The sequence below is a fragment of the Candidatus Poriferisocius sp. genome, from assembly GCF_965204015.1.
Taxonomy (GTDB): domain Bacteria; phylum Actinomycetota; class Acidimicrobiia; order Acidimicrobiales; family Bin134; genus Poriferisocius.
This window is the reverse complement of the sequence record NZ_OZ241965.1, coordinates 3,238,626-3,263,257: the sequence shown is the minus strand read 5'-3', so window position 1 is coordinate 3,263,257 and position 24,632 is coordinate 3,238,626. Positions and strand designations below refer to the sequence as shown.

The following is a 24,632-nucleotide window of genomic DNA, read 5'->3' as shown; positions in this document are numbered from 1 at the left end:
CTCAACTACGGCAGCTCAGCCGCGGCGTTGGCGGGCGATCTCGAAACACAAGATGGCGGCGGCGGAGGCGACGTTGAGGGACTCCACCGACTCGGCCATGGGGATGGATACCCAGCGGTCGATGGCCACGGTTTGATCGAGGCCGTGGGCTTCGTTTCCCACCACCAGAGTGAGGGGGCCGGTGAGGTCGGCTTGGTCGTAGGGGTCGCCTCGGTGGGGGTCGGCGCCCACACGCTCCCCTTTCGGTCCCGTCTCGGCCAACGGAACTCGGAACAACGCACCGGCCGATGCCCGGACGGTTTTGGGATTCCAGGGGTCCACTGATTCTGGGCTGAACACCACCGCTTGGGCCCCGGCGGCCACCGCGGTGCGCACGATGGTGCCGGCGTTGCCGGGGTCGGCGACTCCGGCCAGCTCGACGGCAAAATCGCCGTCGGCCACGGGAGCGACGTCGGGGATACGGGCGGTGGCCATGACTCCCTGGGGGGTGACCACCGAGCCGACTTTGGCCAGCACGCCGTCGCCCACCGTCCAGGTGGGAGCGTCGATGGAGACTCCCAGATCGGCCCACAAGTCGATCACGGGCTCCACGAACACCTCGACGATCTCCAAACCGGCAGCCACCGCTTCGACCAGCAATTGCGGCCCGTCGATGACGAACTTGCCGGCCGAGGCGCGGTCACGTCGGTTGCGGGCAAGTCGGCGAAGTTCGGCCACCCGTGGGTTACGGGCGCTGAGGGATTTGCTGGGGGCCAGTGCTACCCCACCGAGGCGGCGTCTTGCTCCGCCTCGGCCGCAGCTTTGGCGACCTCTACCAACGCGGCGAACGCCGCCGGATCATTAACGGCCAACTCGGCCAAGATCTTGCGGTCGACCTCCACCTCGGCCAGCTTCAGGCCGTTGATGAACCGGCTGTAGGTGGTCCCGTTTTGGCGGCAGGCGGCGTTGATGCGCTGGATCCACAGGCGGCGGAACTCGCCTTTGCGGGCCCGGCGATCCCGATAGGCGTATTGGCCGCTGTGCATCAGCTGCTCATTGGCCCCCCGGAACGTGCGGCTCTTGTTGCCGTAATACCCCTTGGCCCGCTTCACCACCGCCCGGCGGCGCTTGCGGGCGGTAACGGCGCGCTTGACTCTAGCCATCGTGTGCTTCTCCTTGAACTCTTGCTCGTGTCAGGCCCTACAAGCCCAACTGGCGCTTCACGGCGGGGGCGTCGGCGGCCGACACCTGGGCTGGGCCGCGCAGCTGGCGCTTGCGCTTGGGGGCCTTCTTCTCGAGGATGTGGTTCTTGTAGGCGCTGCGCCGGCGGATCTTGCCGGTGCCAGTGGTCTTGAACCGCTTGGCCGCGCCTCGGTGGGTCTTCATCTTGGGCATGTCAGTTTCCTGCGCTTCAGGGAGCAGTATCGGTTGCTGCGGTCTCCTCGACCGGTGGGCGAGCAGACCGAGCGGCCTGCTTGCGAGACTTCTTCTTCACCGGACCAAGCACCATGACCATGTTGCGGCCATCCAGCCTCGGATAGACCTCGACCTTGGCCACTTCTTCCACCTCGGCCGCAATGTCATCGAGAATGCGCCGCCCCAATTCGGGATGCTGCACCTCGCGGCCGCGGAACATGATCGTGACCTTGACTTTGGAGCCCTCTTCCAAAAAACCCCGCACCTTGCGTGTCTTGGTATCGAAGTCGCCGGGGCCGATCTTGGGCCGGTACTTCATCTCCTTGACAACGATGTTGGTGCTGTTTCGCCGGGACTCCTTGGCCCGCTGGGCGGCCTCGTACTTGTACTTGCCGTAGTCCATGATCCGGCAGACCGGCGGGTTCGCCTTCTCGGCGACCTCCACCAAGTCCAAGCCGGCATCACGGGCCATGTCCAACGCCTCAGGCAGCAGGCGAATGCCTATCTGCTGTCCGTCCTGACCAACGAGCCGCACCTCTCTTGCTCTGATCCGGTCGTTGATCCGGGGCTCAGCATCTGCCGAAGCTATGGCCGATCACCGCTCTGCAATGCGCATGTTCCTCTCTCTCGACTATTGGGGTTGGCACGCCGGGATAATTTCCACCCCGTTTGCGCGCCGAAGTTGCGGCGTAAGAGTATCAGCGTTAGGGGACGATCACGCCAGACGAGGCGAAAAGGAGCCAAGGAAAGACGATGAGCACACTGTGGACGCCTGGAGGCGAGATACCGGTAGACGACGGCCGGAGGGGATCTTCCACCCCACCGCCCCACGATTCCCCCGATCAAGTTGACGACCCGCTGGCCGGGCTGAGCGACGAGGAGCGGGCCCAAGCCGAAGAACTAGCCCAGCAGCTCGCCGAAGCTCGAGAGCAGATCGCCAACACCCCCGCTTCGGTGGTGGTGGGCAACCATGCCATGGGCCTCTATGAGCTGGGGGCCATACATCTCAGCCAGCAGCCGCCCAACCTGGAAGAGGCCCGATTGGCCATCGACGCCCTCGGCTCGCTGGTGGAGGGGCTGGAAGGCCGACTCGGCGAGCACGAGGCCACCCTCAAAGATGCCCTCCATCAGATCCGCATGGCGTTCGTGCAGGTGTCACGGGCGATGGAGGGTGCCGCCGGAGACGCTGAAGACGAAGAAGAAGATGGCTCAGAACAAGATGACGCCGAGGGCTAACCAGGGGTAATTCCAGCCGCTTCCCAAACACCCCGGTGACCGGGGGCCAATTGAAAGCTCACCGCGATACCTGCGGTGATGGTGCGGGTCCCGTCAGCGATCGCGGTGCAATGGAACGGGTATTCGGTGCCGCTGTCGGCGACGATCACGCCCCACCCGGCCGCGCCGTCGAAGCTCGCCACCCGACCGGTGAGCGGAGTTCCCAGCTCAGACAGGCTCAATGGACGATCTTGGCCAGAGGCAGTTCGATGATGTCGCTAGCCCCGGCGTCGCATAGGTCGGGGATCAAGACATTGATGTCGACCTTGGGCACCACCGTCTCCACCGCGTAGCCGTGGCCCCCGAACAGCTCGTTGACCGTCGGCGCCTTCATGGACGGCAGCAGGTCGATGACCTTGTCCAAGCTGGTGGCCGGCACGTTCATCTTGACCAGCACCTTGCCCCTGGCCTCCAGCACCCCGCCCAGAAGGGTGTGGATCTGCTCCATGGCGTGGCGCCGCTCGGCATCGGCGTAGCTCTCGGGGTTGGCCACCAGCTCGGTGTAAGAGGTGAGGATGGTGTGGATGATCTTGAGGCCGGCGGCCCGCAGCGCCCGCCCCGTCTCGGTGATCTCCACCACCGCGTCCACGATGTCGGGGACCTTGGCCTCGGTGGCCCCGTACGACAGGGCGATGTCGGCCTCGATGCCCAAATCGTCGAAGAACTGCTTGGTCAACGCGGGATACTCGCTGGAGATCTTCACCCCTTGGGGAAGATCCTCGGCCGACTCCCAGGGCGAGTCGCCGGGCACTGCCAACACCATACGGATCGGCTGCGATGTGTTCTTGGAGTATTGGAGCTTGCCCAGCGACACCACATCGCTGCCCGTCTCGGCCACCCAGTCGCGCCCGGTTATGCCCAAATCGAACAGCCCCTCGGCCACATACCGAGGGATCTCCTGAGGACGGAGGATGCGGACCTGGGTGATGCGGGGGTCGTTGATCGTGCCCTTGTAGGCCACATCCGAGCTGCGGTGCACGGGGATGTCGGCGGCGTCGAAGAGCTCTAAGGTCGCCTTTTCCAACGACCCCTTGGGCAAAACCAACGAGAGCATGACGTCAACGCTACTGGGCTGCATTGCGGGGTCTTGGGTCAAATACTGAATCTCCGGCGATTCAGGGCCGCAGGTCGATGCGCAGATCGGGTCCTAGCGGGGTGACCGCATGAATCTGGCCTCGCCACAAGTCTGAGACCGAGGCTGCGCCTGGGCCGGTGAACATCGGGCGGGCGTCGTCGCCGCCAAACAGGGCCGGGGCCAGATACACGGCGTAGTGGTCCACCAAGCCCGCCCGGTGGAAGGCGGCCGCGGTGGCCGCACCCCCTTCAACGAGAAGCTGGATCACCCCCTGCTCCCCCAGTTCGCCAAGCACCTGCTCCAGCGGCCCGTCCATCTCCAAAGCAGGGTGCACGCGGGCATCCGGCGGGGCGGTGCCCAACACCACTCGCCGCGGCTGATCGATGCGGGGAGTCACACCGGAGGGAGGCTGCCAGTCGCGCACCGTCAGAGCAGGATCGTCGGCCCGCACCGTGCCCGCCCCCACCAGCACCGCATCGCTCTCGGCTCTCAGGCGATGGGCGTCGATGCGGGCCGCGGAGCCGGTGATCCACTGGCTGGTGGCGTCGGGGGCGGCAATGCGACCGTCCAAGGTGGCAGCCAGCTTCAACACCACCCAGGGCAGCCCGGTGCGGCGGTGCTTGAGATAGGGGGCAAGCAGCTCGGCGGCTTTGTCGGCCCTGATACCCGTCTCCACCGCGATTCCGGCCTCTTGCAGGGCAGCAATTCCCCGGCCCGACACCGCGGGGTCGGGATCCTCGACAGCCACAAACACCCGGGCAATACCCGCAGCCGCGATGGAATCGGTGCACGGCCCGGTACGACCGTGATGGTCGCAGGGCTCCAGGGTGGTGTAGAGGTCGGCGCCCCGGGCCCGCTCGCCCGCCGCCTCCAGTGCGTTGATCTCGGCGTGGTTGCCGCCCGGCGGCGAGGTGGCCCCGATGAACAGGCCGTCTGTCGTATCGATTACGCACCCCACCCAGGGATTGGGCGAGGTAACCAGCCGACACGACCGGGCGGCCTCGAGGGCCAGGTCCATCAGCTCTAGAGGGTTGTGCGATTTCAGGGTCAATGCTCGGTCGGTTCGTCGGCCAGCAGGCGCAGGGCGTGGGGAATGACGTCGAGCACCGCGCCTAGGCACTCCACCGAGCCCTTGGGCGAGCCGGGCAGGTTCACGATCAGCGCCGTGCCCCTCGTGCCGGCGATGGCCCGGGACAGGCGGCCGAACGGGCTCACCAACCGGGAGGCTTCGGCTAGGCCGTCGGCTCGGCGCTCCAGCACGGCGGCGGTGCCCTCCGGGGTGAGGTCTCGGGGGCCGAAGCCGGTTCCCCCGGTGGTGACGATGAGGCCAGCAAACCCTTCGGACATGTCCAGCAGGGCGTCTCGCACCGACTCGACGCCGTCCTCCACCGCTCGGCGGTCGGCGATCTCATAGCCCTCACCGGTGAGCATCTCCACCAGAGCATCGCCCGAGCCGTCTTGGCGGGTGCCAGCGATTACGCCGTCGGACACCGTGAGTACCTTGGCGGCCAGTCCAGCGGTTTCTTGGTCTGTCATTGCCGGTCAGGGTACTGGGTTGAACCGGCGTGGTGGCGGGTCCTGTCCCGGCCCAGCCCGCCGTCCTCGACAAGCTCCGGGCGGCGGGCGCCCTGAGCCGGGCCACCCCCCACCACGCCTACCCGGTGCTTTCCCGAGCTACTCCGAACTGGGCTTTGGGGTAGGTAGGGGGGTTTGGTATTTGACAGCGAACATTCCGTCGGTTTTGTGGTCTTGGGGGAGGACTAGGGCGCCGCGGGCTTGGGGGCGCCAGCGGACATCTGCAATGGGGATTGGCACGGCATCGGGATGTTCGCGAGCCACCATGTTGTCAATGTCTACCGTCTCGGCATTTGTCATCGTGCACACGCTGTAGACGACCACTCCCCCTGGGCGGATTAGGTCGAATGCGGCTCTTACCAACTGGGCCTGGAGGCGAGCCAGTTCCCTCACGTCGTCGGGGCCCAATCGCCAGCGGGCGTCGGCCCGGCGCCCGAGCACGCCCAGGCCGGAACACGGTGCGTCTACTAGCACCCGGTCAAAGGAGTGGGGGCGAAATGGCGGACAGCGGCCGTCGGCGGCTACCACTCCGGCCAGGGTTGCGCTTGTCTTGGCGGCATTGGCCGCTACCAACAAGGCCCGATGTCGGCGATGATCAGCGGCCACCACCGTGGCCGCACTGCCGGCCAATGTGGTGGTTTTGCCGCCGGGGCCGGCGCACATGTCCAGTACTCGCTCTCCCGGCTGAGGATCGACCAACTCCGCCACCCACTGGGAGGCGAGATCTTGGACATAGCCGTCGGGGCGGGTCGTGACCGGGGCAGGCTGGTTCATCTGCTCTAGCGCAACATGGGCTTCTGATTCGCCGAGATCGATCTTCAAGCGCTCTACCATCCAATCCGGATAGCTCAGCCGGATGGCGTCGGTGGGCCAGGCTAGATCCACATCTGCCACCCGGCGCAGCACCGCGTTGACGAATCCCCGTTGGCGGCGAGATGCGGCTTCGACGGTCTCGCTCACCGCGGCATAGGCCGGGGTGTCCATCATGTGGAGCTGGTAGGTCCCGATCCGCAGCAGGTTGCGGGTGGTGAGATCGGGCGGGTCGGACACGAAGCCGTCGATGAGGTGGTCCAGCGCCCGGCGCATGCGGGTGACCCCGTAGACCAATTCAGTGATCAACCCGGCATCGCGTTCGGGCAAGTCGGCCGAGGCCAGCACCAGGTTGGCGTAGGCGCCATCTCGCTCAATCCGGTTAAGGAGATTGGCGGCAACGGCTCGGGCATTTCCCGACGCCCGAACCGATTGGGCGCGGCTCACGATCCGAGCCGGTCGCCTGGGTTCGGACGGGCACCCCTGAGCCAGTCCTCAGCAGCTTGCCGGGACTTGCCTTCAGCCTGCACTCCCACCAACTTCAGCAATCCTTGGCCAGTACCCACGCAGGCGCCGTCGAGCTCGCCGGGCGGCTGCGATCCCTCCACCGGTTGAGCCGCCCAGACCTTGAGGGTCTTGCCCCTCCACGTCGTCCACGCCCCGCCCACCCGAACTTGCCGATACAAGGACTCCGCCGACTGCCCCCAGTCGAGGCGGAGCTCGTCTCGGGTGATCTTAGCGGCGTAGACCGGCTCGCCCTCCTGGGCCTCGAGGGTCCCCAGGCCCACTTGCAAGGCATTTACAAGCATGGGCACGGCCGCGGCAACCATGTCAGCCCGCAACGCCTCCGCGGTGACATCGGGCCCAATGGGGATCTCGACTCGGCGGTAGACCCGGCCGGTATCCAGGCCTTCAGCCACCTCCATTAGGCACACCCCGGTGGTCTGGTCTCCGGCCAGGATGGCCCGCTCCACCGGGGCCGCCCCCCGCCAGCGGGGCAGCAGCGAGAAATGGACGTTGACCATGGCTAGCTGGTCCAGCACGTGGGGCTTGATGATCTGCCCGAAAGCCACTACCACTCCCAGGTCGGCATCGGCGTCCAGCACAGCGTCCACCTCGGAGGAAACCGGGATACCCAGCTCCTGGGCGGCGGCCTTCACCGGGCTGGGGGTGGGTTCCGCCCGCCGCCCCCGGCGCTTGTCGGGCCGGGTCACGGCCATGGTCACTTCGAATCCCGCTGCGGCCAGTGCTTCCAGAAAGGGCACCGACTCATGAGGAGTGCCGAGGTAGGCGAGCCGGCGAATGTCAGCCGGCGGGTCGATCACGGCAATCCCGGCCCACCAACAGCAAGGAGTCGATCACGGCAGCGACAACCCGTCGCCGGTGCCGGGGGGACGACTCGACCCACTCATTGTCCGCTCTCGGAGAATGCCCTTGGCCTCCCGGCGCTGCTCCTCGTCCAGGTAGTCGAGCAGGATCTTGCCTTCCAGGTGGTCCAGCTCGTGCTGGAACAGGCGGGCCTCGAGATCCTCGGCCTCGAGGGAGACCTCATTGCCGTCCAGGTCATAGGCCTTCAGGTGGATACTGCGAGGGCGGACGATCTCCCACGACAGTTCGGGCACCGACAGGCAGCCTTCGTTGTAGGTCCACTCGCCGTCGCTCTCGGTGATCTCGGGATTGACCAGCACGCCGGGACCGTCGCCGAAGTCGTACACGAAGAACCGCTGCGACACCCCCACCTGCGGAGCGGCCAAACCGATGCCGGGGGCCTCGTACATGGCGGTGAGCATCTCCTGGCACAGACCGGCCATGGCCCCGTCGATGTCGGTCACTTCCTCGGCCACGCGCCGCAAAACCGGGTCGCCATACACCCGTATCCGCAGTGGGGCCATGAAAGCAGGTTACCGTCAAACCGTGGGCGACTCGCACTACTACAGCGCCTCGCCGGGCGGAAAGCGCCGGCCGGGAAGTGCCCGTTTGCGGGTGGGAGATCTGGATGTGGAGCTGGCCACCGACCGGGGAGTGTTCGCGGCTGACGAGGTGGACTGGGGCACCCGATATCTCCTGGCCGAGGCCCCCCGCCCACCCCAACAGGGCCCGCTACTAGATCTGGGATGCGGTTACGGTCCGATCGCGGTAGCGCTGGGCCAGTGGGCTCCGCAGGCGCCGCTGTGGGCCATCGACGTGAACTCCAGGGCGCTGGAACTGTGTCGGACCAACCTTGATGGCCACGGCCGACCCGATGCCGCAGTGTCCCTTCCTGACGACGTGGCCTCCGAGGTGCGCTTTGCCGCCATCTACTCCAACCCGCCCATCCGCATCGGCAAGGCCGCCCTCTACGAGGTGCTGGGGACCTGGCTGGGCCGGCTAACAGAGGAGGGGCGGGCCTACCTGGTGGTGAACAAGAACCTAGGCTCCGACTCCCTAGCCCGGTGGCTCAACCAAGAAGGCTGGCCCACCACCCGGCTCAGCTCCCGCCGGGGCTACCGAATCCTGGAGGTTCGGCCGCAAACCTGAAACAAATTGTCGTGTTCCTGGGATAGAGTGAGAAGGCTTCCCCCGAGGCACATCCAGCAGGAAAGACAAGCGAATATGGATGTCACAACAACTGTCATGCTGAGCGTTTATGGGGCGAGCATTGTCAGCATCCTCGGCTTCTATCTGCGGCGCATCGAGCATCGCCTCGACAGCCTTGAGGCCATCTTGAATCGCTCCATGGAGCGCACCGATGACAGCCTGAGAAACCACGGGGAGCGGATTTCGACCTTGGAGGGTCGCACCCTCGACTAGATCGCTCTGATGGGGTCGACGTCGATGCGGAGGCGGCCAGAGGGGCGTTCCACTGAGGCGAGGGCGTTGCAGAGGGTGTCGTAGGCGGGGGCCCGCAGGAAGAATTGCCCGCCGGAGTCGGGGGCGATCTGAATACCCAGCGGGGTGCCGAAACGTTCTATGAACTCGCCTGCCTCCGGGCCGGAAACCACTGCGATAGCCCCGTAGGGAGGCAGGCCCAGCTCTTGGCGGCGGTCTCGCTCAGATCGGGCCAATAGTGCTGGATCGGCCCGGAGCGCGGCCTGCACTACGGGGTCGTCGGGCAGGCGGGTCTGGAGCAGGATGCGCCCGCCAACATCACGGGGGCCGGTGATGCGGGCGGCTCGGGCGATGAGGGCCATGGCTTGCTCGCGGGCTCGGAATCGGGGGGCGAGGAGCTCTTGGTCGAACTCCAGGAAGGCGACCACGTCGAACGGACGGCCCAGATGCAGCACTGCCTCGGTGCCCACCACCACGCGGGCGGTGGGCGGGCCGACATACCCGCTGCTGGTGGCCTCGGCCACGGGCGTGCGAACCAGCGCCTCCACCTCCTCGCGTACCCGCTTGATCCCGGCTCGCAGATTGCGCATCTTGGTGCTGCCGCACTCCGGGCACACGATGGGGCGGACATGGCCGGCAGCACGGCACACCAACTGCTTGTCGTCGGTCTGGCGCATCGACGAACCGCATTCGGTGCAGACGGCCAACTCGCCACACAGGTGACAGGCCAGCAGCAGCGCCCGACCCCGGCGGTTCAACACGCAGGCCGCCCGGCTGCCGTCGCGCAGCGCCTGCACCAGCTTCGGGGAATACAAGCCGGCCCGCCCCGGGTTCTCGCTGCGGCGGTCCACCACCTCGACCAGCGGCCAACTGGCCCGCTCAGCGTCCCGCGACGGGCGCATCACTGATCGGGATCGCAGCGCCTCCAGGCTGGGCACCGACGACAGCAGCACACAGGGCACCCCAGCTCGTCGGGCCCGCTCGATAGCCACATCCCGACCGCTCCACGTGGGGGCCGCCTCCGAGCGATAGGCCTCGTCGTGTTCATCGATCACCACCACCGCGGCCAGATCAGGGACCGGCGCCCATGCGGCTGACACCGTGCCCACCACGGTGGCCCCCGCGGCGGCCGCCGCCCAGTCGTCGGGATGGCGGGCGACCCAAGCACCCTCCCGGCCCAGCCGCCTGGCCAGGTCATCTGCCCGGTGGTGGTCCGGCACCAAGATCAGCGCCTGTCCTCGGGACGCAGCAGCCAGTGCGATGGGCAGGGGGTCGTCGGCCGGCCCCTGGCGCAGGGTGCGACCATCATCCTCGAAGAGATCGGCATAGTCGTCCGTGGGCACCAGCCGGGTACGCGGGGGTCGGGGCAAGGCGGTCACCACGCGTGGCGGCGAGGCGGTCCGCAGGAAGTGGACCCGGCGACCGGCCCATCGCCAGGCGGCCCACTGGCTGAGTTCGATGAGCCCGCGGTCGGGTCCCCGGCTGCTGAGTTTGGCTAGGGGCGCGAGTTCCACCCCTTCGGGAGGCTCCACCCCCACATCGGTGATCCAACCGCCCACTCGCCGACCATGAAACACCACCCGAACCATCGCCCCCACCCCGAAGCGGGGGTCGTCGATCCAGCTTTCAGGAACCGTGTACGTGAACTCGCGGTCTATGGCGACAACGTCGGGAAGAACCCGGACGTGCAACTACGACAAGCCCAGCGCTGAGCGGAGGTCGTCCACCCGGTCGGTGCGCTCCCAGGTGAAGGTGCTCTCGGGGCTGCGTCCGAAGTGGCCGTAGGCGGCCGTGTTCCGGTAGATGGGCCGCAGCAGCTCCAGATCACGGATGATGGCCGCCGGCCGCAGGTCGAAGATCTCCTGTACGTGGTGGCTGATCTTGACCGGATCCACCGTCTCGGTGCCGAAGGTCTCCACCATGACCGACACCGGGCGGGCGATGCCGATGGCATAGGACACCTGCACTTCGCAGCGGGCGGCTGCCCCGGAGGCCACCACGTTCTTGGCCACCCAGCGGGCTGCATACGCCGCCGAGCGGTCCACCTTGCTGGGATCTTTGCCCGAGAAGGCGCCCCCGCCGTGGCGGGCCATGCCCCCGTAGGTGTCGACGATGATCTTGCGCCCGGTCAGCCCGGCGTCGGCCACCGGGCCGCCCCTCACGAACTTGCCAGTGGGGTTGACCAGCACGTCGTAGCCGTCGTCGCGGAACTGCTCGGGAACCACCGGGTCTATGACCTGCTCTTTGAGGTCGTCCTTCATCTCCGCCAGATCGGTCCCGTCGCGGTGGTGGGCCGACATCAACACGGTGGTCAGGCCCACGGGCCGGGTGCCCTCGTACTCGAAGGTCACCTGGCTCTTGCCATCGGGCCGCAGGTAGGGCACACACCCCGAGCGGCGGACCTCGGTCAGGCGCTCCACCATCCGGTGGGCGATGTGGATGGGCAGGGGCATCAGCTCGGGGGTCTCGTCGCAAGCGAAGCCGAACATCATCCCCTGGTCGCCGGCGCCCTGCTCCAGCGGGTCGAGCCGGTCCACCCCCTGGGCAATGTCGGGTGACTGGTCGTCGATGGACACCATGACGCCGCAGGTGTTGCCGTCGAAGCCGTAGTCCTCCCGGTCGTAGCCGATCCCGGTGATGGTGTCGCGCACCACTCGGGGGATGTCGATGTAACCATCGGTGGAAATCTCACCGGCCACCACGACCAGCCCGGTGGTGACCAGGGTCTCGCACGCCACCCGGCTGCCGATGTCTACTTCGAGCAGGGCATCCAGCACCCCGTCGGAAATCTGATCGGCGATCTTGTCAGGATGACCGCCGGTGACCGATTCAGACGTGAAGCGGTAGCGGCCATTGGTCCCTTGGCTCATTGATTCTCCTGCACATCGGCTCGGCTGGTTCGGTCGGCCACCACCAAGTCGAGAACGGCTTGGGCCACTTGGCGCTTGGATCGCAGCCCGACCGGGTGGATCCGACCATCGGAAGCTAGCACCAGCACTTCGTTGGTGTCGTAGGCAAAACCGGCGTTTTCTGCCGTCACATCATTGGCCACGATGTAGTCGGCGCCCTTGCCGGTTAGCTTCGCCGCGGCGTTGCCGGCCACATCGCAGGTCTCGGCGGCGAATCCCACCAGGGTCTGGCCTTGCGGCTTGGCCGCCCCCAGCGCAGCCAGGATGTCCGGGGTGGGCTCCAACTCGATAGCGGGCACTCCGTCGCGCTTTTTGAGCTTCACATCGACGGGGTCAACCGGGCGGAAATCGGCCACCGCCGCGGCCATGATCACCACATCGGCCTCCTTGGCGGCTTTGGTGGTCGCCGCGGCCATTTCCTCCGCGGTGTCGACTCTGACCACGGTGGCACTCGGAGGACCTGGCCGGTCCACGGTGGTGACAACGGTGACTTTGGCCCCCCGGCTAGCGGCCTCGTCGGCGAAGGCATAGCCCTGCTTGCCCGAGGAGCGATTGCCGATGTAGCGCACCGGGTCGATGGGCTCCCGGGTGCCTCCCGCGGTGACCACCACCGACAATCCGGCCATATCGGCTCGCTGGCCGCCGGAATCGAGGACTCGCCCTACCGCAGCCACAATGTCGGCTGGAGAGCAGAGGCGCCCGGCGCCTTCGTCTCCCCCGGCCAATCGGCCCGACTCTGGTCCGACGATGTGGACGCCCCGCTCGGCCAGCATTGCGATGTTGTCGACCACCGCCGGGTGCTCCCACATCTCGGTGTGCATGGCCGGGCAGATCACCACCGGGGCCCGGGTGGCAATGAGGGTGGCGGTCAGCAGGTCGGAGCTGATGCCCGCGGCATAAGCGCCGATCACCCGGGCGGTGGCCGGGGCAACGACCACGCAGTCGGCGGTCTGGCCCAAGGTGGTGTGGGGGATGGGGTCGTCCTCATCGAACAGGCTCATGCGAACTGGCTCAGAGGCCAGCGCATCGAAGGTGGTGCGGCCCACGAACCGGGTAGCGCCTTTGGTCAGGACCGGGATGACGTGGGCACCGCCGTCCATCAGCCGACGGCAGATCTCAACCGCCTTGTACGCCGCGATCCCACCGCTCACGCCGAGCACGATTCGCTTGCCGGCGACCGCGGTCATGGGCCACCGAACACGATTCGCTTGCCGGCGACCGCCATCATGGCCCGGTCAGGAGGCAGAGTCGAGAGCGGCCTCGCCCTGATCGGCGCTGTCGAGGTCATCGCCGCCGAGGTCGGCATCACCGGTGGGGATCAAGGTGTCGGCCAGAACATCCTCTTCGGGCACCTCGGGGGGATCCACCGCGATGATCTTGTCGACCGCGATCTCCTCGAAGGCAATGGACAGAGGCTTTCGGGACATCGTCAGCACCTGGGGAGGGACCATCGCCCCCAAACCCTCGCCGAGTTGACCGAAATAGGAGTTGATCTGGCAGGCCCGCAGCGCCCCCAGGGTGACCAGGCGGAACTTGGAGTCGGTGCGGCCCAGGAGTTCCTCGATGGTCGGATACATCATGGTGTCGTGCTGTTCGGTCATCAGTGCAGCCTTCTTCCAACAGGCACTAGGGAGAGCGGATAAATGTTACCAGGACCGGTGGCATTAATCGTCATTGACCGACCGCTCCCGGCGGGCATTTTCGATGAGAGCGGCGACCGCGGCCACTGCCTCGGCGAGACTGTCGTTCACGACGTGAATGGCGTTGAGTTCATAGGCCTGGATTCGCTCCGAGTCGGCCAGCGCCAGCCGTTTGGCGATATGGCTCTCAGAATCGCCCCGGCCCCGCAGTCGGGATTCCTGCTCCTGGGGCGAAGGGGCCTCCACAAAGATGCACAAGGCTTCGGGACGGCTTTCCCGCACTTGGGCCGCGCCCTGGACGTCGATTTCCAACAAGACGTCGCAGCCTTCGGGCGGATCGGGCTGCGGCGTGCCGTAGAGGTTTCCGGCGATCTCCGCCCATTCCACGAATCCGCCCTCCGCGGCCTTGGACCGAAATTCGGCCTCGTCGGCAAACACATAGGCGGTTTCCGGCTCTCCAGGACGGCGAGCACGGGTGGTCCACGAGCGGCTGAGCCACAATTTTGGGTCCGCGTCTACAAGTGCAGCCGCGATAGTCCCTTTACCGACCCCACCGGGGCCGGACAGCACGATTATCAGTGGCTGATTTAGTCGCCGCAGCGCGCCAGCAATGAGGCCCGTTGCTGATCGCCCAGCCCGCGGATACGACGGCTATCGGCAATGCCGATCTCGTCCATCATCTTGCGGGCCCGAACCTTGCCCATGCCTGGAAGGGATTCCAGGACGGCGAGCACCTTGGTGCCGGCGACCACTTCGTCGGTTTCCGCTTGTTCCAGCAGGTCGGATAGCGAAATCGACCTCATCTTGAGCTTGGCCTTGACTTCAGCACGCTTGCGGCGCACCTCGCCAGCCTTGGCCAACGCGGCCTGGCGCTGCTCTGCTGTCAGTTGTGGGGGTCCTGCCATTACACCATTGTAGTTTGCACTTCAAGTCTTATTGGGGATTTTGGGGAAATTGTGGCTACAGATGGCCGATGCTGGTGGCGACCAACCGGGCTCTGTCGGCCATTTCCACCAGCGCATGGACCAAGTGCTCTGAGTCGACGGTCATCCCCTGGACCGGCGAGGTCACGGTTCGGCCGATCACCAATATGGAGGCCCCTGCGGCGATAGCCGACTCGGGGGTGGCCACCGAGGCCTGATCGTCATGGCTGGAGTCGGGAAGCCGGATGCCGGGCACCACGCGCTTCAACTCGGGCGCGACTTCTTTGACTACTTCAATATCGGCGGCAGAGCAGATGACGCCGCCGCAGCCAGCATCGCGGGCGAGCGCCACCCGCTCTTCGAGCACATCTCGGGACCGGTCGGCATCGCTGGTCAGAATCGTCACCCCTAGAACCTCAGCAGACCCGCCGCTGCCCTCGGCCAGACCCTCGACTCCGGCCTTGAGCACATCAGCCCCGCTGAAGGCGTGGACAGTCAGCCAGCGGGCCCCGGCTCGGCCCACTTGGGCTGCCGCTCGTTCCACCGTGTTGGGGATGTCGGCCAATTTGAGGTCGGCGAACACCTCGTATCCCCGATCGGTCATGGCCCCAATGGCTGTGGGACCAGCGGTGGCAAACAGCTCGAATCCGACCTTGGCCACCCCCATCCAGGGGTGTACGGCATCGGCCATCAAGCAGGCCAGATCCAGATGGTCCACGTCCAAGGCAATGGCCAAGCGGGGGTCGCGCGTTGCTTTACTCATGGGCAGCTCCAATCAGCTCGTCCAGTCGACTCACGCCGTGGGCGGTGCACCAGCGGGCCAGTTCCCGCAAGACCTTGGCCGGGGCCCGGGGGTTGGCGAAGGTGGCGGTGCCTACTTGAACGGCGCGGGCCCCAGCCATCAGCATCTCCACCGCATCGGTTCCCGAAGCGATACCCCCCACTCCAATGATGGGCACGTCGGGCAAGGCCGCATGCACGTCGTAAACCGCCCTCACCGCTACCGGGCCCATGGCCCGGCCCGACACCCCTCCCCCGCCGCCGCCCAGCAGGGGCTGGCGAGCCTCGGTGTCGATGACCATGCCCAACAGGGTGTTGATGAGGGTGAGGGCCTCCGCGCCGCCTTCCACCGCAGCCGCGGCAATCTCCACCAGGTCGCCGGTGGCGCTGAGCTTGGCCCATCGGGGAAGGCCGCAGGTTGCGGTGGCCGCCAGCGCGGCCTCGGTCATGGCCCCTGAATGGGAGAACATGCGGCCCCGATCCTCCAGATTGGGACAGGAGACGTTGACCTCCACCGCGACTACCGCGTCGCTATCAGCGCGGGCCAAAATCTCGGCAGCGGCGGCATAGTCGTCTAGGGATCGCCCCCAGATCGACACCACCACCCGGGCGCCACTGTCGGCCAGCTCCGGCAGCTCATCGTCCAGCCATCGGGGCAAACCTGGGCCCTGCAGGCCCACGCTGTTGATCATCCCCGCGGAAACGGGGTGAACCCGGGGCGGAGGGTTGCCGGCCCACTCGTAGGGGGCCAAAGACTTGACCACCACCGCCCCCAACTCTGAGTAGTCCAGATAGCGGGCCAGCTCGGCGCCGTGGCCCACCGTGCCCGAGGCAGTCATGACCGGATTGGGCAGCCGAACCGAGCCGATGGCGGTTTCCAGCTCCGGCATTCGACCTCTGACCACTAGCGGCTCACAACTCCAAGGCCAGCTGATCGCTGGTCACCCCTCGGTGGTACTCCTGAAGCGACCGCACCCGTAGCGAGTGGCGAGACCAGTCGGCCATGCCATCGGCAGCCGCCAAACCAGCGGAGGCGGTGGTCAGCAGGGGCACCCGGTTGCGGCTGGCCGCCCGGCGGATGTGGTCGCCGTCCGCCCGAGAGCCCCGTCCCCTCGGGGTGTTGACCACCAGCTGCACCCGGCCACCGTCGATCAACTCCACCACGTCGGGACCTCCCTCTCCCACCTTGGCCACCACCTCGGCCACCGGAACGCCGGCGTCGGACAGCGCAGCCGCGGTGCCAGAGGTGGCCGCAATAGACAGGCCCAATCCGGTGAACACCTCGGCCATCTCCACGCCGTCGGCCTTGTCCCGGTCGGCCAGCGACATCAGCACCATGCCGTGGGCGGGGAGCGGCGCCCCAGCCGCGATCTGGCTCTTGGCGAAGGCCAGGCCGGGACGCAGGTCGATGCCCATGACCTCGCCGGTGGACTTCATCTCCGGGCCCAAAATGGCATCGGCCTCGGGGAATCGGCTGAACGGCAGCACCGCCTCCTTGACCGAGATGTGGTCGCCGTTGGCCCGGCGGCCCAGCAGCCCCTCCTGGCGCAGATCGGCCAGGCTGGCCCCCATCATGACCCGGGTGGCCACCTTCACCAGGGGCACGCCGGTGGCCTTGGCCACAAACGGCACGGTGCGCGACGCCCGGGGGTTGGCCTCCAGCACGAACACCTGGTCGGCTGCGCCGGTGCCGTATTGCTTGACCGCGAATTGCACGTTGATGAGCCCGACCACCTCCAAGGCGTGGGCGATGTCCTTCACGTGACGCTCCAGCAGGGCCACGGTGGCCTCAGAGAGGTGGACCGGGGGAAGCATGCAGGCACTGTCGCCGGAGTGAACCCCGGCCTCCTCCACGTGCTCCATCACGCCGCCGATGAGCACCTCGCCCGACATGTCCCGAATGGCGTCCACGTCGACCTCGGTGGCGTCTTCCAAGAAGCGGTCGATCAGCACCGGCCGCTCAGCCGAGAGCCCTCCTTCCCGGCCCAATGAGCCGGAGGCCGCCATCTCGGCCATGGCGTCTCGCAGATCGTCATCGGCATAGACGATGACCATGGCCCGACCGCCCAGCACATAGGAGGGCCGCACCAGAACGGGGTAGCCGATGCGGCCGGCCACCTCGAGGGCCTCCTCCACCGTGGTGGCGATACCCCCCGCCGGCTGGGGAATGTCGAGACGGGCACACAGGGCATTCCACCGCTCCCGGTCCTCGGCCAAATCGATGCTGTCGGGACTGGTGCCCACCACCAGTCCGGCCGGAAGCACGCTGGCCAGCTTGAGCGGCGTCTGACCGCCGAGCGACACCACGATCCCGGCGATGCCGGGGCCGCCCGCGATCTGCGACGACCGGAGCTCGGCGTCGATCACATTGTGGACGTCCTCTTCGGTGAGCGGCTCGAAATACAAGCGATCGCTGGTGTCGTAGTCGGTGGACACCGTCTCGGGATTGCAGTTGACCATGATGGTCTCGTAGCCGGCCTCCGACAGCGCGAAGCAGGCGTGGACGCAGCAGTAGTCGAACTCGATCCCCTGGCCGATCCGATTCGGACCCGATCCCAAGATGATGACCTTGGCCCGATCAGAGGGCTCGACCTCGCTGACGTCCTCATAGGTGGAGTAGTGGTACGGGGTCTCGGCCTCGAACTCGGCCGAGCAGGTGTCCACCGTCTTGAACGTGGCCTCCACTCCGGCGGCGATGCGAGCGGCCCGGACCTCGCCCGCCGGCACCTCCCAGAGATAGCCGAGCTGCTCGTCGGAGAACCCAAACTGCTTGGCCCGCTTCCACGATCGGGGGTCCATGGCCTCGAACCCGCACTCGGTCAGCGCGGCCCGCTCCTCGGTGATCTGGAGGATCTGGTCGCAGAACCACGGGTCGACCTTGGTGACCTCGAACAGCTCAGCCACGGTGATCCCCCTCCGCAGCAAGACCTCCAGTTGGAAGACCCGCTCGGGGGTGGGCACCGCGGCGGCGGCTAGGAGCTCCTCGTCGCTGAGGGCGTCGTAGGCGACCTCGGCCGGGTCGGCGTTTAGGCCGTGGCGGCCCAGCTCCAGCGAGCGCAGCCCCTTTTGCAGCGACTCGGTGAACGTGCGGGCGATGGCCATGACCTCCCCCACCGACTGCATCTGGGTGTTGAGCACCCCCGACACCCCGGAGAACTTCTCGAACGCCCACCGGGGCACCTTGGTGACCACGTAGTCGATGACCGGCTCGAAGCACGCCGGGGTCTTCTCGGTGATGTCGTTGGGAATCTCATCGAGGGTGTAGCCCACCGCCAGGCGGGCGGCGATCTTGGCGATGGGGAAGCCCGTGGCCTTGGAGGCCAGCGCCGATGACCGCGACACCCGGGGATTCATCTCGATGATCACGAACTCCCCGTTGTCGGGGTTGACCGCGAACTGGATGTTGGAGCCCCCGGTTTCCACTCCCACCCGGCGGATGCAGGCGAAGGCCGCATCCCGCAGCACCTGGTACTCCACATCAGACAGGGTCTGGGCCGGGGCAACGGTGATGGAGTCGCCGGTGTGGACTCCCATGGGGTCGAGGTTCTCGATGGTGCACACCACCACGCAGTTGTCGGCCCGGTCGCGCATCACCTCCAGCTCGTATTCCTTCCAGCCAGCGATCGACTGCTCGATGAGGATCTCGCTGATGGGACTGGCCGCCAAGCCTTGGGCGGCCATCTCCCGCCCCTGTTCGGGAGTGTGGGCGATGCCGGTGCCGGTGCCGCCCAGGATGTAGGCCGGGCGGATGATCACCGGCAGCCCGATGCGCTCCATAACCGCCATCGCCTCATCCAGGGTGTGGGCGGTGGCCGAGGGGGGCACGGGCAGGCCAATGTCGATCATGGCCTGGCGGAACTTGGCCCGGTCCTCGGCTGTCGAGATGGCGTCTTGGTTGGCCCCGATCACCTCCACCCCGTACTTGTCGACCACTCCCGACTCGATCAGCTCCATGGCCAGGTTCAGCGCGGTCTGGCCGCCCAGAGTGGGCAGCAGAACGTCGGGCTGCTCTCGCTGGATGATGCTGGTGAGTACCTCGGCGCTGAGCGGCTCTACATAGGTGGCGTCGGCGAACTCGGGGTCGGTCATGATGGTGGCCGGATTGGAGTTGGCCAGCACCACCCGGTAGCCCTCTTCGCGGAGCACCCGGCAGGCCTGGGTGCCGGAGTAGTCGAACTCGCAGGCTTGGCCGATCACGATGGGGCCCGAGCCGATGAGCAGGATCGACTCGATGTCGGTCCGCTTAGGCATCGGTTGATCCTCCGGGCGGCGGGTCCTGTCGCTCTACGGCGGCCTGGCCGTCGGAGCGGCCAGGTCCGCCTCCGGCGCCACCCACCGCCCTCTGTTGGTCCTCCATGAGTTCGTCGAATTGATGGAAGAGATAGCGGGAGTCGTGGGGGCCGGGGCCGGCTTCGGGGTGGTATTGCACGCTGAACGCGGGCAGGTCCCGGCAGCGCAGGCCCTCCACGGTGTGGTCGTTGAGGTTGATATGGGTGATATCGGCCCCGGGAATGGAGCTGTCGGCCACGCAGAAGTTGTGGTTCTGACTGGTGATCTCCACCGCACCGGTGGCCAGGTTGCGTACCGGGTGGTTGCCGCCGTGGTGGCCAAAGGGGAGCTTTTCGATCTCCCCGCCCAGCGTCGCGGCTAAGAGCTGGTGGCCCAGGCAGATGCCGAAGATCGGGACCTCGCCCAACAGCGCGGCGATGGTGTCGGTCGCCCCGACCACCGCCTCGGGGTCGCCGGGCCCATTGGACAAGAACACCCCGTCGGGCTGCCGGGCCAAGATGTCGGCGGCCGCGGTGTCGGCCGGCACCACCTCCACTTCGGCGATGGTTTGCAAGTGGCGGACGATGGTGGCCTTCAGCCCGTAGTCGAGAGCCACCACCCGGCGGGGGGGACGGCCGTCGTCCCGGGTGCTGGAGAAGTGCTCGGGCTCAGACCGGGTCACCGTGGCCACCAGGTCCACCCCGTCGGTGCCGGGCTCGGCCACCGCCGCGGCTCGAATGTCGGACTCGGCCGCGGTCCCGAAGGCGCCCGGCATGGCCCCGGCGTCGCGGATGTGGCTGGTGAGCCGTCGGGTGTCCACCCCGGCCAGACCGGCGATGCCCTGTTCGACCAGGAAGGCTTCCAGGTCGCCGGTGGCCCGCCAGTTGGAGCGGCGGCGGGCCATGTCCCGCACGATCACGCCGCGACAGAACGGGCGGCGGCTCTCGTGGTCGTCCGGAGTGACGCCGTAGTTGCCGATGTGGGGATAGGTGAAGGTGATGATCTGTCCCGCGTAGGACGGATCGGTGATCACCTCCTGGTAGCCGGTGAGCACGGTATTGAACACCACCTCGCCGGAGGTGACCCCGTCAGGCGGCTCAGCGCCGATGGCCTCCCCCTCGAACACCTCCCCGTCGCTGAGCACCAGTGCTGCCGAGCGGATCACGTTCTGGCCTCTGAAGCCGAAGCCCGCACCGGCCTGATCATGGCCGCATATCCTGGTCAACCAGTACCGGGGTCCCGCCCACGATGGTGTGGCGAACCCGGCCGCGGACCCGGCGTCCGGCATAGGGGGTGTTGCGAGACCGGCTGGCCAGGTCGTGGGGATCGACGGTCCATTCCTCGTTGGGGTCGAACACGCACAGGTTGGCCGGCCCGTCGGGCGCGATCGGCCCGCCGTGCACGCCCTTCAACCCCGCGATGGCTGCCGGCTTCCAGCTGAGGAGCCCCACCACCTCGGCGATGGGCAGGTCGAGCTCGGTCAGCGCCAAGGCCAACGCGGTTTCCAGTCCGAGCATCCCCGGAGGCGCCTGATCAAAGGGCAGCTCTTTGGCGTCGGGGGTATGGGGCGCGTGGTCGGTGGCGATGGCGTCGAGCGCCCCGTCAGCCAGGCCCTCTCGCACCGCGTCCCGATCATCGGCCGGGCGCAGAGGCGGGTTGACTTTGAACACTGAGTCGTAAGAGGAGCAGGCCTCGTCGGTGAGAGTGAAGTGGTGGGTGGCTGCCTCGGCGGTGACCGCTAATCCGGCCTGGCGGGCAGCCCGAACCATGGCGACAGAGCCTCCCGTGGATAAGTGCTGGAAGTGGACCGGTGCGCCAGTGAAGCGGCTGAGGGCAATATCCCGCATGACCATGAGCTCCTCGGCCTCGGCAGGCACGCCGGGAATGCCCAGGCGGCTGGACCACTCCCCCTCGTGCATGTGGCCCCCCGCGGCCAGGGAGTCGATTTCGCAGTGTTGGGCCAGTATCGCCCCCAACCCCGCGGCGTACTCCATGGCCCGGCGCATGATTCCGGCATCTTGGACCCCGTTGCCGTCATCGGTGAACAGCCGCACACCCAAGGCGGCCATCTCCGCCATGGGGGCCAGTTGCTCTCCCTTTCGGCCCACGGTGATGGCCCCCGAGGTGTAGACGTCGCACGGTGCTTTGCTGCCCAGGGCCAGCACCTCCTGCACGACCGCCGCGCAGTCGATGGGCGGGTTGGTGTTGGGCATGGCCACCACCGCACTGAACCCGCCCCGGACGGCGGCCCATCCCCCCGACTCGATGGTCTCAGCCTCCTCAGACCCGGGCTGGCGCAGATGGGTGTGCAGGTCGACGAACCCGGGGGCCACCACACAACCGCCGGCGTCCAAGACCAGATCGCCCGACAGGTCGGGGCCAACGGCGACAACCCGGCCGTCGTCGACCACCACATCGGCGGTGCGCTCTCCGGTCTGGTCGACAACCAAGCCCCCTTTGATGACGGTGCTCATGGGTGGTCAACCTCCGTACGCGGCTCGGGGTCAGCGCCCAGCAGGAGGTAGAGCACGGCCATCCGCACCGCTACTCCGTGGCGGACCTGTTCGTTCAAGGTGGCATTGGGCTGGTCGAGAAGTTCGGGGGCGATCTCCACGCCCCGATTGACTGGGCCAGGATGCATGACCAGCGCGTCGGGATGCAGGCGGGCGGCCCGGGCCACCGTGAGCCCCCACTGGGCGGTGTACTCCCGCAGCGACGGCAACAGGGCCTCCGACTGGCGCTCGGATTGCACCCGCAGCCCGTACACCACGTCGCAGTCGCTGAGCACAGCGTCGAGGCTGAAGCTGACGTCGACCGGCCACGAGTTCACCGCCGGGGGCAGCAGCGTAGGAGGCGCCACCAGCGTGACCTTGGCCCCCAGCTCGGTGAAGGCCATCACGCAGGAGCGGGCCACCCGGGAATGCTTGATGTCGCCCAGGATGACGATGCGGCGACCAGCCACCGATCCCAGCCGGTCGCGGATGGTGTAGCAGTCGAGCAGGGCCTGGGTGGGATGCTCGTGCCAGCCGTCCCCGGCATTGATCACGCTGGCATGGGTCCAGGCCGCGGTCTGCTGGGGCACCCCGGCCGACCGGTGGCGCACCACGATGGCATCCGGGCCCATGGCCGAGATGGTGTTCACCGTGTCGCGCACCGACTCCCCCTTGTTCACCGAGGAACTGGACACGCTGAACCCCATGACATCGGCCGACAGGCGCCGGGCGGCCACCTCAAACGAGAGCCGGGTGCGGGTGGAGTCCTCGTAGAACAACATGGCCACCGTCTTGCCTCGCAGGGCGGGAACTTTGGGGATGGGCCGCTGCGACACCTCGGTGAAGTGGTCGGCCAGACGGCATACCTCGTCGATGCCCTCCGCACCAAGATCGTTGATCGACAAGAGGTGCTTCATTTGACGATCCCTCCGATGTCCACGCCCTCGCGGTGGGCGTCCACCATCTCGTCGCGGCGAGTGGGCAGGTTCTTGCCCACAAAGTCGGGGCGGATGGGCAGTTCCCGATGGCCCCGGTCGATCATCACCGCGAGCTGCACGGCCCGGGGGCGGCCATAGGTGTTGAGGGCGTCGAGCGCGGCCCGGATGGTGCGCCCGGTGAACAGCACGTCGTCCACCAACACCACCGCCTGGCCATCGAGGTTGACCGGAATGCGGGTGGGGGCCTCGGGAAGCAGGGGCCGCAGGCCAATGTCGTCGCGGTGGAAGGCCACATCCAAGGTACCCAGCGGGGGTTGCTCCCCCTCGATCTCCTGCAAGGTGCCGACCAGATGCTCGGCCAGCCACACCCCGCCGGTCTGAAGCCCGATGAGCACCACGCCGTCGAGCCCGTGGTTGCGCTCGACGATCTCGTGGGCCATCCGCCAGATAGCCCGACCGATCTCGTCGGCGTCCATCACCCGGGTGCGGGCAACGAAAACGCCCCCATACGGGGGCGTTCGCCGACGCTCGCGTTCTGCCAAGCTCAGATTCCTCTCATCCGTGTGAGCCTCACCGGACCCACTTCACGGCTGTTCCAGGCACTATACACCCGGCGGTGTTCAGTTGGGGGATGGTATTTCTATCCATCTTCTGAGGGGCGGACCACCGATGCCACCTGCGATAACAGCCCGTTGATGAAGCCGGCCGAGGCCGGGGTGGAGTACTCGTGGGCCAGCTCCACGGCCTCGTTTATGACCACGGCCACGGGGATGTCAGTGCTATGGGACAGCTCGAAGCTGGCCATGCGCAAGATGGCCCGGTCCAAGGCGGGCATACGGGACACCGGCCAGCGGTCGGACAGCTCCTCCAAGCAGGTATCGATGTCGCCTTGGTGGTAAGCCGTGCCGGTGACCAGGGTGTGGGCGTAGGGCTCCAAGGGGAGTTCTTGAGCGGCCAGCAGCTCGGCCATCTCTACGCCCTTGACCTCGGCCTCATAGAGCAGCCCCAAGGCCCGCTCCCGCACCTGATGGCGCTGTGACCCCGAAACCAGTGGGTCGGGTGTGGTCATGGCCGCGCTCCCACCGGCCAGAGTCCGCGGACTCCGAAGGCAGGGTGCGGCGTGCTCATGCCCGGCTGATATAGGCGCCGGTGCGGGTATCCACCTTGATGCGCTCGCCGGGGTTCAAGAATAGGGGCACCTGCACCACCAGGCCGGTCTGGCAGGTGGCCGGCTTGGTGGCTCCCGACACCCGGTCGCCCTGGACGCCGGGCTCGGTCTGGGCGATGTCCAGCTCAACCGCGGCGGGCAGGTCGGTGCCTACGATCTCGGCACCGAACATGCCGAGGATCACCGAGTTGTTCTCCACCAGGTAGTTGACCGCGTCGCCCAGCACGTCGGCGCTCACATGGAGCTGGTCGTAGGTCTCGCTGTCCATGAACACGAAGCTCTCCCCGTCGGAGTACAGGTACTGCATCTCCCGACGGTCGATGTTGGCCCGCTCCACCTTCTCCCCCGCCCGGAACGTGCGGTCGACCACGGCGCCGGTGCGGGCGTTCTTCAGAGTGGTGCGCACGAACGCCCCGCCCTTGCCCGGCTTGACGTGCTGGAACTCGACCACGTTGAACAGACCGTCGTCCAGATTCAGCGTCATGCCGTTCTTGAGGTCGTTGGTAGTGATCGTGGGCATGGGCAAAGTCTGGCCCAAGCAGTGCTCTCAGGCCACAGCGAGCACTGCGGTGACC

General features: G+C 67.1%; 29 protein-coding genes. 3 read left to right on the top strand and 26 right to left on the bottom strand.

All coding sequences use genetic code 11. The annotated features are described in order from the left end of the window. Window positions 1-15 precede the first annotated feature (15 nt). From ACOGJC_RS14675 to infC, 4 genes are read right to left on the bottom strand one after another with little or no spacing between them, the layout of a single operon-like run. A complete protein-coding gene (locus ACOGJC_RS14675; protein ID WP_419845740.1) occupies window positions 16-717 on the bottom strand; it encodes a TrmH family RNA methyltransferase in 702 nt (233 codons plus the stop codon). A 41-nt stretch (window positions 718-758) separates the two neighbouring features. Continuing rightward, the gene (rplT, locus tag ACOGJC_RS14670) at window positions 759-1,142 is read right to left on the bottom strand and encodes a 50S ribosomal protein L20 (protein WP_419845739.1); all 384 of its coding nucleotides are present in this window, start codon (window positions 1,140-1,142) and stop codon (window positions 759-761) included. A 37-nt stretch (window positions 1,143-1,179) separates the two neighbouring features. After that, window positions 1,180-1,374 (bottom strand): 50S ribosomal protein L35, encoded by a 195-nt coding sequence (gene rpmI, locus ACOGJC_RS14665; RefSeq protein WP_419845738.1) that lies wholly within the window; start codon window positions 1,372-1,374, stop codon window positions 1,180-1,182. Between the two features lie 16 nt (window positions 1,375-1,390). After that, window positions 1,391-1,957: a translation initiation factor IF-3 gene (gene infC / locus ACOGJC_RS14660; protein WP_419848248.1), complete on the bottom strand. Its 567-nt coding sequence runs from the start codon at window positions 1,955-1,957 to the stop codon at window positions 1,391-1,393. A gap of 191 nt (window positions 1,958-2,148) precedes the next feature. Here infC and ACOGJC_RS14655 point away from each other — a divergent pair, with 191 nt between their 5' ends. After that, window positions 2,149-2,631, top strand: a complete 483-nt coding sequence (locus ACOGJC_RS14655) for a DUF1844 domain-containing protein (protein WP_419845737.1) — start codon at window positions 2,149-2,151, stop codon at window positions 2,629-2,631. Here the strand turns inward: ACOGJC_RS14655 and ACOGJC_RS14650 are convergent. The 7 genes from ACOGJC_RS14650 to def form a co-directional block, all read right to left on the bottom strand. Then, on the bottom strand, window positions 2,628-2,852 hold the full coding sequence (locus ACOGJC_RS14650) for a cold shock domain-containing protein (RefSeq protein WP_419845736.1): 225 nt from the start codon (window positions 2,850-2,852) through the stop codon (window positions 2,628-2,630). The two genes, ACOGJC_RS14655 and ACOGJC_RS14650, sit on opposite strands and share 4 nt — an antisense overlap. Beyond that, complete coding sequence (gene hisG / locus ACOGJC_RS14645; protein WP_419845735.1) at window positions 2,849-3,724, bottom strand: ATP phosphoribosyltransferase; 876 nt, start codon at window positions 3,722-3,724, stop codon at window positions 2,849-2,851. The genes ACOGJC_RS14650 and hisG overlap by 4 nt, the downstream gene beginning before the upstream one ends. Before the next feature lie 61 nt (window positions 3,725-3,785). Further along, window positions 3,786-4,763, bottom strand: a complete 978-nt coding sequence (gene ribD / locus ACOGJC_RS14640; protein ID WP_419845734.1) for a bifunctional diaminohydroxyphosphoribosylaminopyrimidine deaminase/5-amino-6-(5-phosphoribosylamino)uracil reductase RibD — start codon at window positions 4,761-4,763, stop codon at window positions 3,786-3,788. A 29-nt stretch (window positions 4,764-4,792) separates the two neighbouring features. Next, the gene (locus ACOGJC_RS14635; RefSeq protein ID WP_419845733.1) at window positions 4,793-5,281 is read right to left on the bottom strand and encodes a MogA/MoaB family molybdenum cofactor biosynthesis protein; all 489 of its coding nucleotides are present in this window, start codon (window positions 5,279-5,281) and stop codon (window positions 4,793-4,795) included. A gap of 138 nt (window positions 5,282-5,419) precedes the next feature. Next, complete coding sequence (locus ACOGJC_RS14630) at window positions 5,420-6,577, bottom strand: transcription antitermination factor NusB (protein WP_419845732.1); 1,158 nt, start codon at window positions 6,575-6,577, stop codon at window positions 5,420-5,422. Continuing rightward, a complete protein-coding gene (locus tag ACOGJC_RS14625) occupies window positions 6,574-7,455 on the bottom strand; it encodes a methionyl-tRNA formyltransferase (protein WP_419845731.1) in 882 nt (293 codons plus the stop codon). Before ACOGJC_RS14625 ends, ACOGJC_RS14630 begins: the two co-directional genes overlap by 4 nt. A gap of 33 nt (window positions 7,456-7,488) precedes the next feature. Then, window positions 7,489-8,022, bottom strand: a complete 534-nt coding sequence (def, locus tag ACOGJC_RS14620) for a peptide deformylase (protein WP_419845730.1) — start codon at window positions 8,020-8,022, stop codon at window positions 7,489-7,491. 22 nt (window positions 8,023-8,044) lie between these two features. Here def and ACOGJC_RS14615 point away from each other — a divergent pair, with 22 nt between their 5' ends. Further along, the gene (locus ACOGJC_RS14615; RefSeq protein WP_419845729.1) at window positions 8,045-8,647 is read left to right on the top strand and encodes a class I SAM-dependent methyltransferase; all 603 of its coding nucleotides are present in this window, start codon (window positions 8,045-8,047) and stop codon (window positions 8,645-8,647) included. Between the two features lie 75 nt (window positions 8,648-8,722). After that, on the top strand, window positions 8,723-8,920 hold the full coding sequence (locus ACOGJC_RS14610; RefSeq protein ID WP_419845728.1) for a hypothetical protein: 198 nt from the start codon (window positions 8,723-8,725) through the stop codon (window positions 8,918-8,920). On the opposite strand, the gene ACOGJC_RS14605 is transcribed toward ACOGJC_RS14610, so the two are convergent. The 15 genes from ACOGJC_RS14605 to efp form a co-directional block, all read right to left on the bottom strand. Continuing rightward, entirely contained in the window at window positions 8,917-10,629 is a 1,713-nt protein-coding gene (locus ACOGJC_RS14605) for a hypothetical protein (protein ID WP_419845727.1), read from the bottom strand. The genes ACOGJC_RS14610 and ACOGJC_RS14605 overlap by 4 nt on opposite strands. Next, a complete protein-coding gene (gene metK / locus ACOGJC_RS14600; protein ID WP_419845726.1) occupies window positions 10,630-11,808 on the bottom strand; it encodes a methionine adenosyltransferase in 1,179 nt (392 codons plus the stop codon). Then, complete coding sequence (gene coaBC, locus ACOGJC_RS14595; protein ID WP_419845725.1) at window positions 11,805-13,034, bottom strand: bifunctional phosphopantothenoylcysteine decarboxylase/phosphopantothenate--cysteine ligase CoaBC; 1,230 nt, start codon at window positions 13,032-13,034, stop codon at window positions 11,805-11,807. Before coaBC ends, metK begins: the two co-directional genes overlap by 4 nt. Before the next feature lie 48 nt (window positions 13,035-13,082). Beyond that, window positions 13,083-13,448, bottom strand: coding sequence for a DNA-directed RNA polymerase subunit omega (gene rpoZ, locus ACOGJC_RS14590; RefSeq protein WP_419845724.1), 366 nt, complete (start codon window positions 13,446-13,448; stop codon window positions 13,083-13,085). A gap of 63 nt (window positions 13,449-13,511) precedes the next feature. Continuing rightward, window positions 13,512-14,057, bottom strand: a complete 546-nt coding sequence (locus ACOGJC_RS14585) for a guanylate kinase (protein WP_419845723.1) — start codon at window positions 14,055-14,057, stop codon at window positions 13,512-13,514. 17 nt (window positions 14,058-14,074) lie between these two features. Then, window positions 14,075-14,392: an integration host factor, actinobacterial type gene (mihF, locus tag ACOGJC_RS14580; protein WP_419845722.1), complete on the bottom strand. Its 318-nt coding sequence runs from the start codon at window positions 14,390-14,392 to the stop codon at window positions 14,075-14,077. 55 nt (window positions 14,393-14,447) lie between these two features. Continuing rightward, a complete protein-coding gene (pyrF, locus tag ACOGJC_RS14575; RefSeq protein ID WP_419845721.1) occupies window positions 14,448-15,173 on the bottom strand; it encodes an orotidine-5'-phosphate decarboxylase in 726 nt (241 codons plus the stop codon). After that, window positions 15,166-16,080: a dihydroorotate dehydrogenase gene (locus ACOGJC_RS14570; RefSeq protein WP_419845720.1), complete on the bottom strand. Its 915-nt coding sequence runs from the start codon at window positions 16,078-16,080 to the stop codon at window positions 15,166-15,168. Before ACOGJC_RS14570 ends, pyrF begins: the two co-directional genes overlap by 8 nt. Window positions 16,081-16,102: 22 nt before the next feature. Then, a complete protein-coding gene (carB, locus tag ACOGJC_RS14565) occupies window positions 16,103-19,441 on the bottom strand; it encodes a carbamoyl-phosphate synthase large subunit (RefSeq protein ID WP_419845719.1) in 3,339 nt (1,112 codons plus the stop codon). Then, a complete protein-coding gene (gene carA / locus ACOGJC_RS14560) occupies window positions 19,434-20,624 on the bottom strand; it encodes a glutamine-hydrolyzing carbamoyl-phosphate synthase small subunit (RefSeq protein WP_419845718.1) in 1,191 nt (396 codons plus the stop codon). The genes carB and carA overlap by 8 nt, the downstream gene beginning before the upstream one ends. Before the next feature lie 37 nt (window positions 20,625-20,661). Then, window positions 20,662-21,933 (bottom strand): dihydroorotase, encoded by a 1,272-nt coding sequence (locus ACOGJC_RS14555; RefSeq protein ID WP_419845717.1) that lies wholly within the window; start codon window positions 21,931-21,933, stop codon window positions 20,662-20,664. Beyond that, window positions 21,930-22,868 carry an aspartate carbamoyltransferase catalytic subunit gene (locus ACOGJC_RS14550; RefSeq protein WP_419845716.1) on the bottom strand — a complete coding sequence of 313 codons (939 nt, stop codon included), beginning with the start codon at window positions 22,866-22,868 and terminating at the stop codon, window positions 21,930-21,932. Before ACOGJC_RS14550 ends, ACOGJC_RS14555 begins: the two co-directional genes overlap by 4 nt. Further along, the gene (gene pyrR / locus ACOGJC_RS14545) at window positions 22,865-23,431 is read right to left on the bottom strand and encodes a bifunctional pyr operon transcriptional regulator/uracil phosphoribosyltransferase PyrR (RefSeq protein WP_419845715.1); all 567 of its coding nucleotides are present in this window, start codon (window positions 23,429-23,431) and stop codon (window positions 22,865-22,867) included. Before pyrR ends, ACOGJC_RS14550 begins: the two co-directional genes overlap by 4 nt. Before the next feature lie 98 nt (window positions 23,432-23,529). Continuing rightward, on the bottom strand, window positions 23,530-23,958 hold the full coding sequence (gene nusB / locus ACOGJC_RS14540; RefSeq protein WP_419845714.1) for a transcription antitermination factor NusB: 429 nt from the start codon (window positions 23,956-23,958) through the stop codon (window positions 23,530-23,532). A 55-nt stretch (window positions 23,959-24,013) separates the two neighbouring features. Further along, entirely contained in the window at window positions 24,014-24,577 is a 564-nt protein-coding gene (gene efp, locus ACOGJC_RS14535) for an elongation factor P (protein ID WP_419845713.1), read from the bottom strand. Window positions 24,578-24,632: the final 55 nt, after the last annotated feature.

Coding starts and splice junctions, on each gene's coding strand:
- rplT (WP_419845739.1), bottom strand. CDS start 1,142: ATGGCTAGAGTCAAGCGCGCCGTTACCGCCCGCAAGCGCCGCCGGGCG.
- ACOGJC_RS14655 (WP_419845737.1), top strand. CDS start 2,149: ATGAGCACACTGTGGACGCCTGGAGGCGAGATACCGGTAGACGACGGC.
- nusB (WP_419845714.1), bottom strand. CDS start 23,958: ATGACCACACCCGACCCACTGGTTTCGGGGTCACAGCGCCATCAGGTG.
- coaBC (WP_419845725.1), bottom strand. CDS start 13,034: ATGACCGCGGTCGCCGGCAAGCGAATCGTGCTCGGCGTGAGCGGTGGG.
- ACOGJC_RS14570 (WP_419845720.1), bottom strand. CDS start 16,080: ATGCCGGAGCTGGAAACCGCCATCGGCTCGGTTCGGCTGCCCAATCCG.
- mihF (WP_419845722.1), bottom strand. CDS start 14,392: ATGGCAGGACCCCCACAACTGACAGCAGAGCAGCGCCAGGCCGCGTTG.
- rpoZ (WP_419845724.1), bottom strand. CDS start 13,448: ATGACCGAACAGCACGACACCATGATGTATCCGACCATCGAGGAACTC.
- carB (WP_419845719.1), bottom strand. CDS start 19,441: ATGCCTAAGCGGACCGACATCGAGTCGATCCTGCTCATCGGCTCGGGC.
- efp (WP_419845713.1), bottom strand. CDS start 24,577: ATGCCCACGATCACTACCAACGACCTCAAGAACGGCATGACGCTGAAT.
- pyrF (WP_419845721.1), bottom strand. CDS start 15,173: ATGAGTAAAGCAACGCGCGACCCCCGCTTGGCCATTGCCTTGGACGTG.
- metK (WP_419845726.1), bottom strand. CDS start 11,808: ATGAGCCAAGGGACCAATGGCCGCTACCGCTTCACGTCTGAATCGGTC.
- ACOGJC_RS14550 (WP_419845716.1), bottom strand. CDS start 22,868: ATGAAGCACCTCTTGTCGATCAACGATCTTGGTGCGGAGGGCATCGAC.
- def (WP_419845730.1), bottom strand. CDS start 8,022: ATGGCCCCACTGCGGATACGGGTGTATGGCGACCCGGTTTTGCGGCGC.
- rpmI (WP_419845738.1), bottom strand. CDS start 1,374: ATGCCCAAGATGAAGACCCACCGAGGCGCGGCCAAGCGGTTCAAGACC.
- ACOGJC_RS14555 (WP_419845717.1), bottom strand. CDS start 21,933: ATGAGCACCGTCATCAAAGGGGGCTTGGTTGTCGACCAGACCGGAGAG.
- ACOGJC_RS14610 (WP_419845728.1), top strand. CDS start 8,723: ATGGATGTCACAACAACTGTCATGCTGAGCGTTTATGGGGCGAGCATT.
- ACOGJC_RS14635 (WP_419845733.1), bottom strand. CDS start 5,281: ATGACAGACCAAGAAACCGCTGGACTGGCCGCCAAGGTACTCACGGTG.
- hisG (WP_419845735.1), bottom strand. CDS start 3,724: ATGCTCTCGTTGGTTTTGCCCAAGGGGTCGTTGGAAAAGGCGACCTTA.
- ribD (WP_419845734.1), bottom strand. CDS start 4,763: ATGGACCTGGCCCTCGAGGCCGCCCGGTCGTGTCGGCTGGTTACCTCG.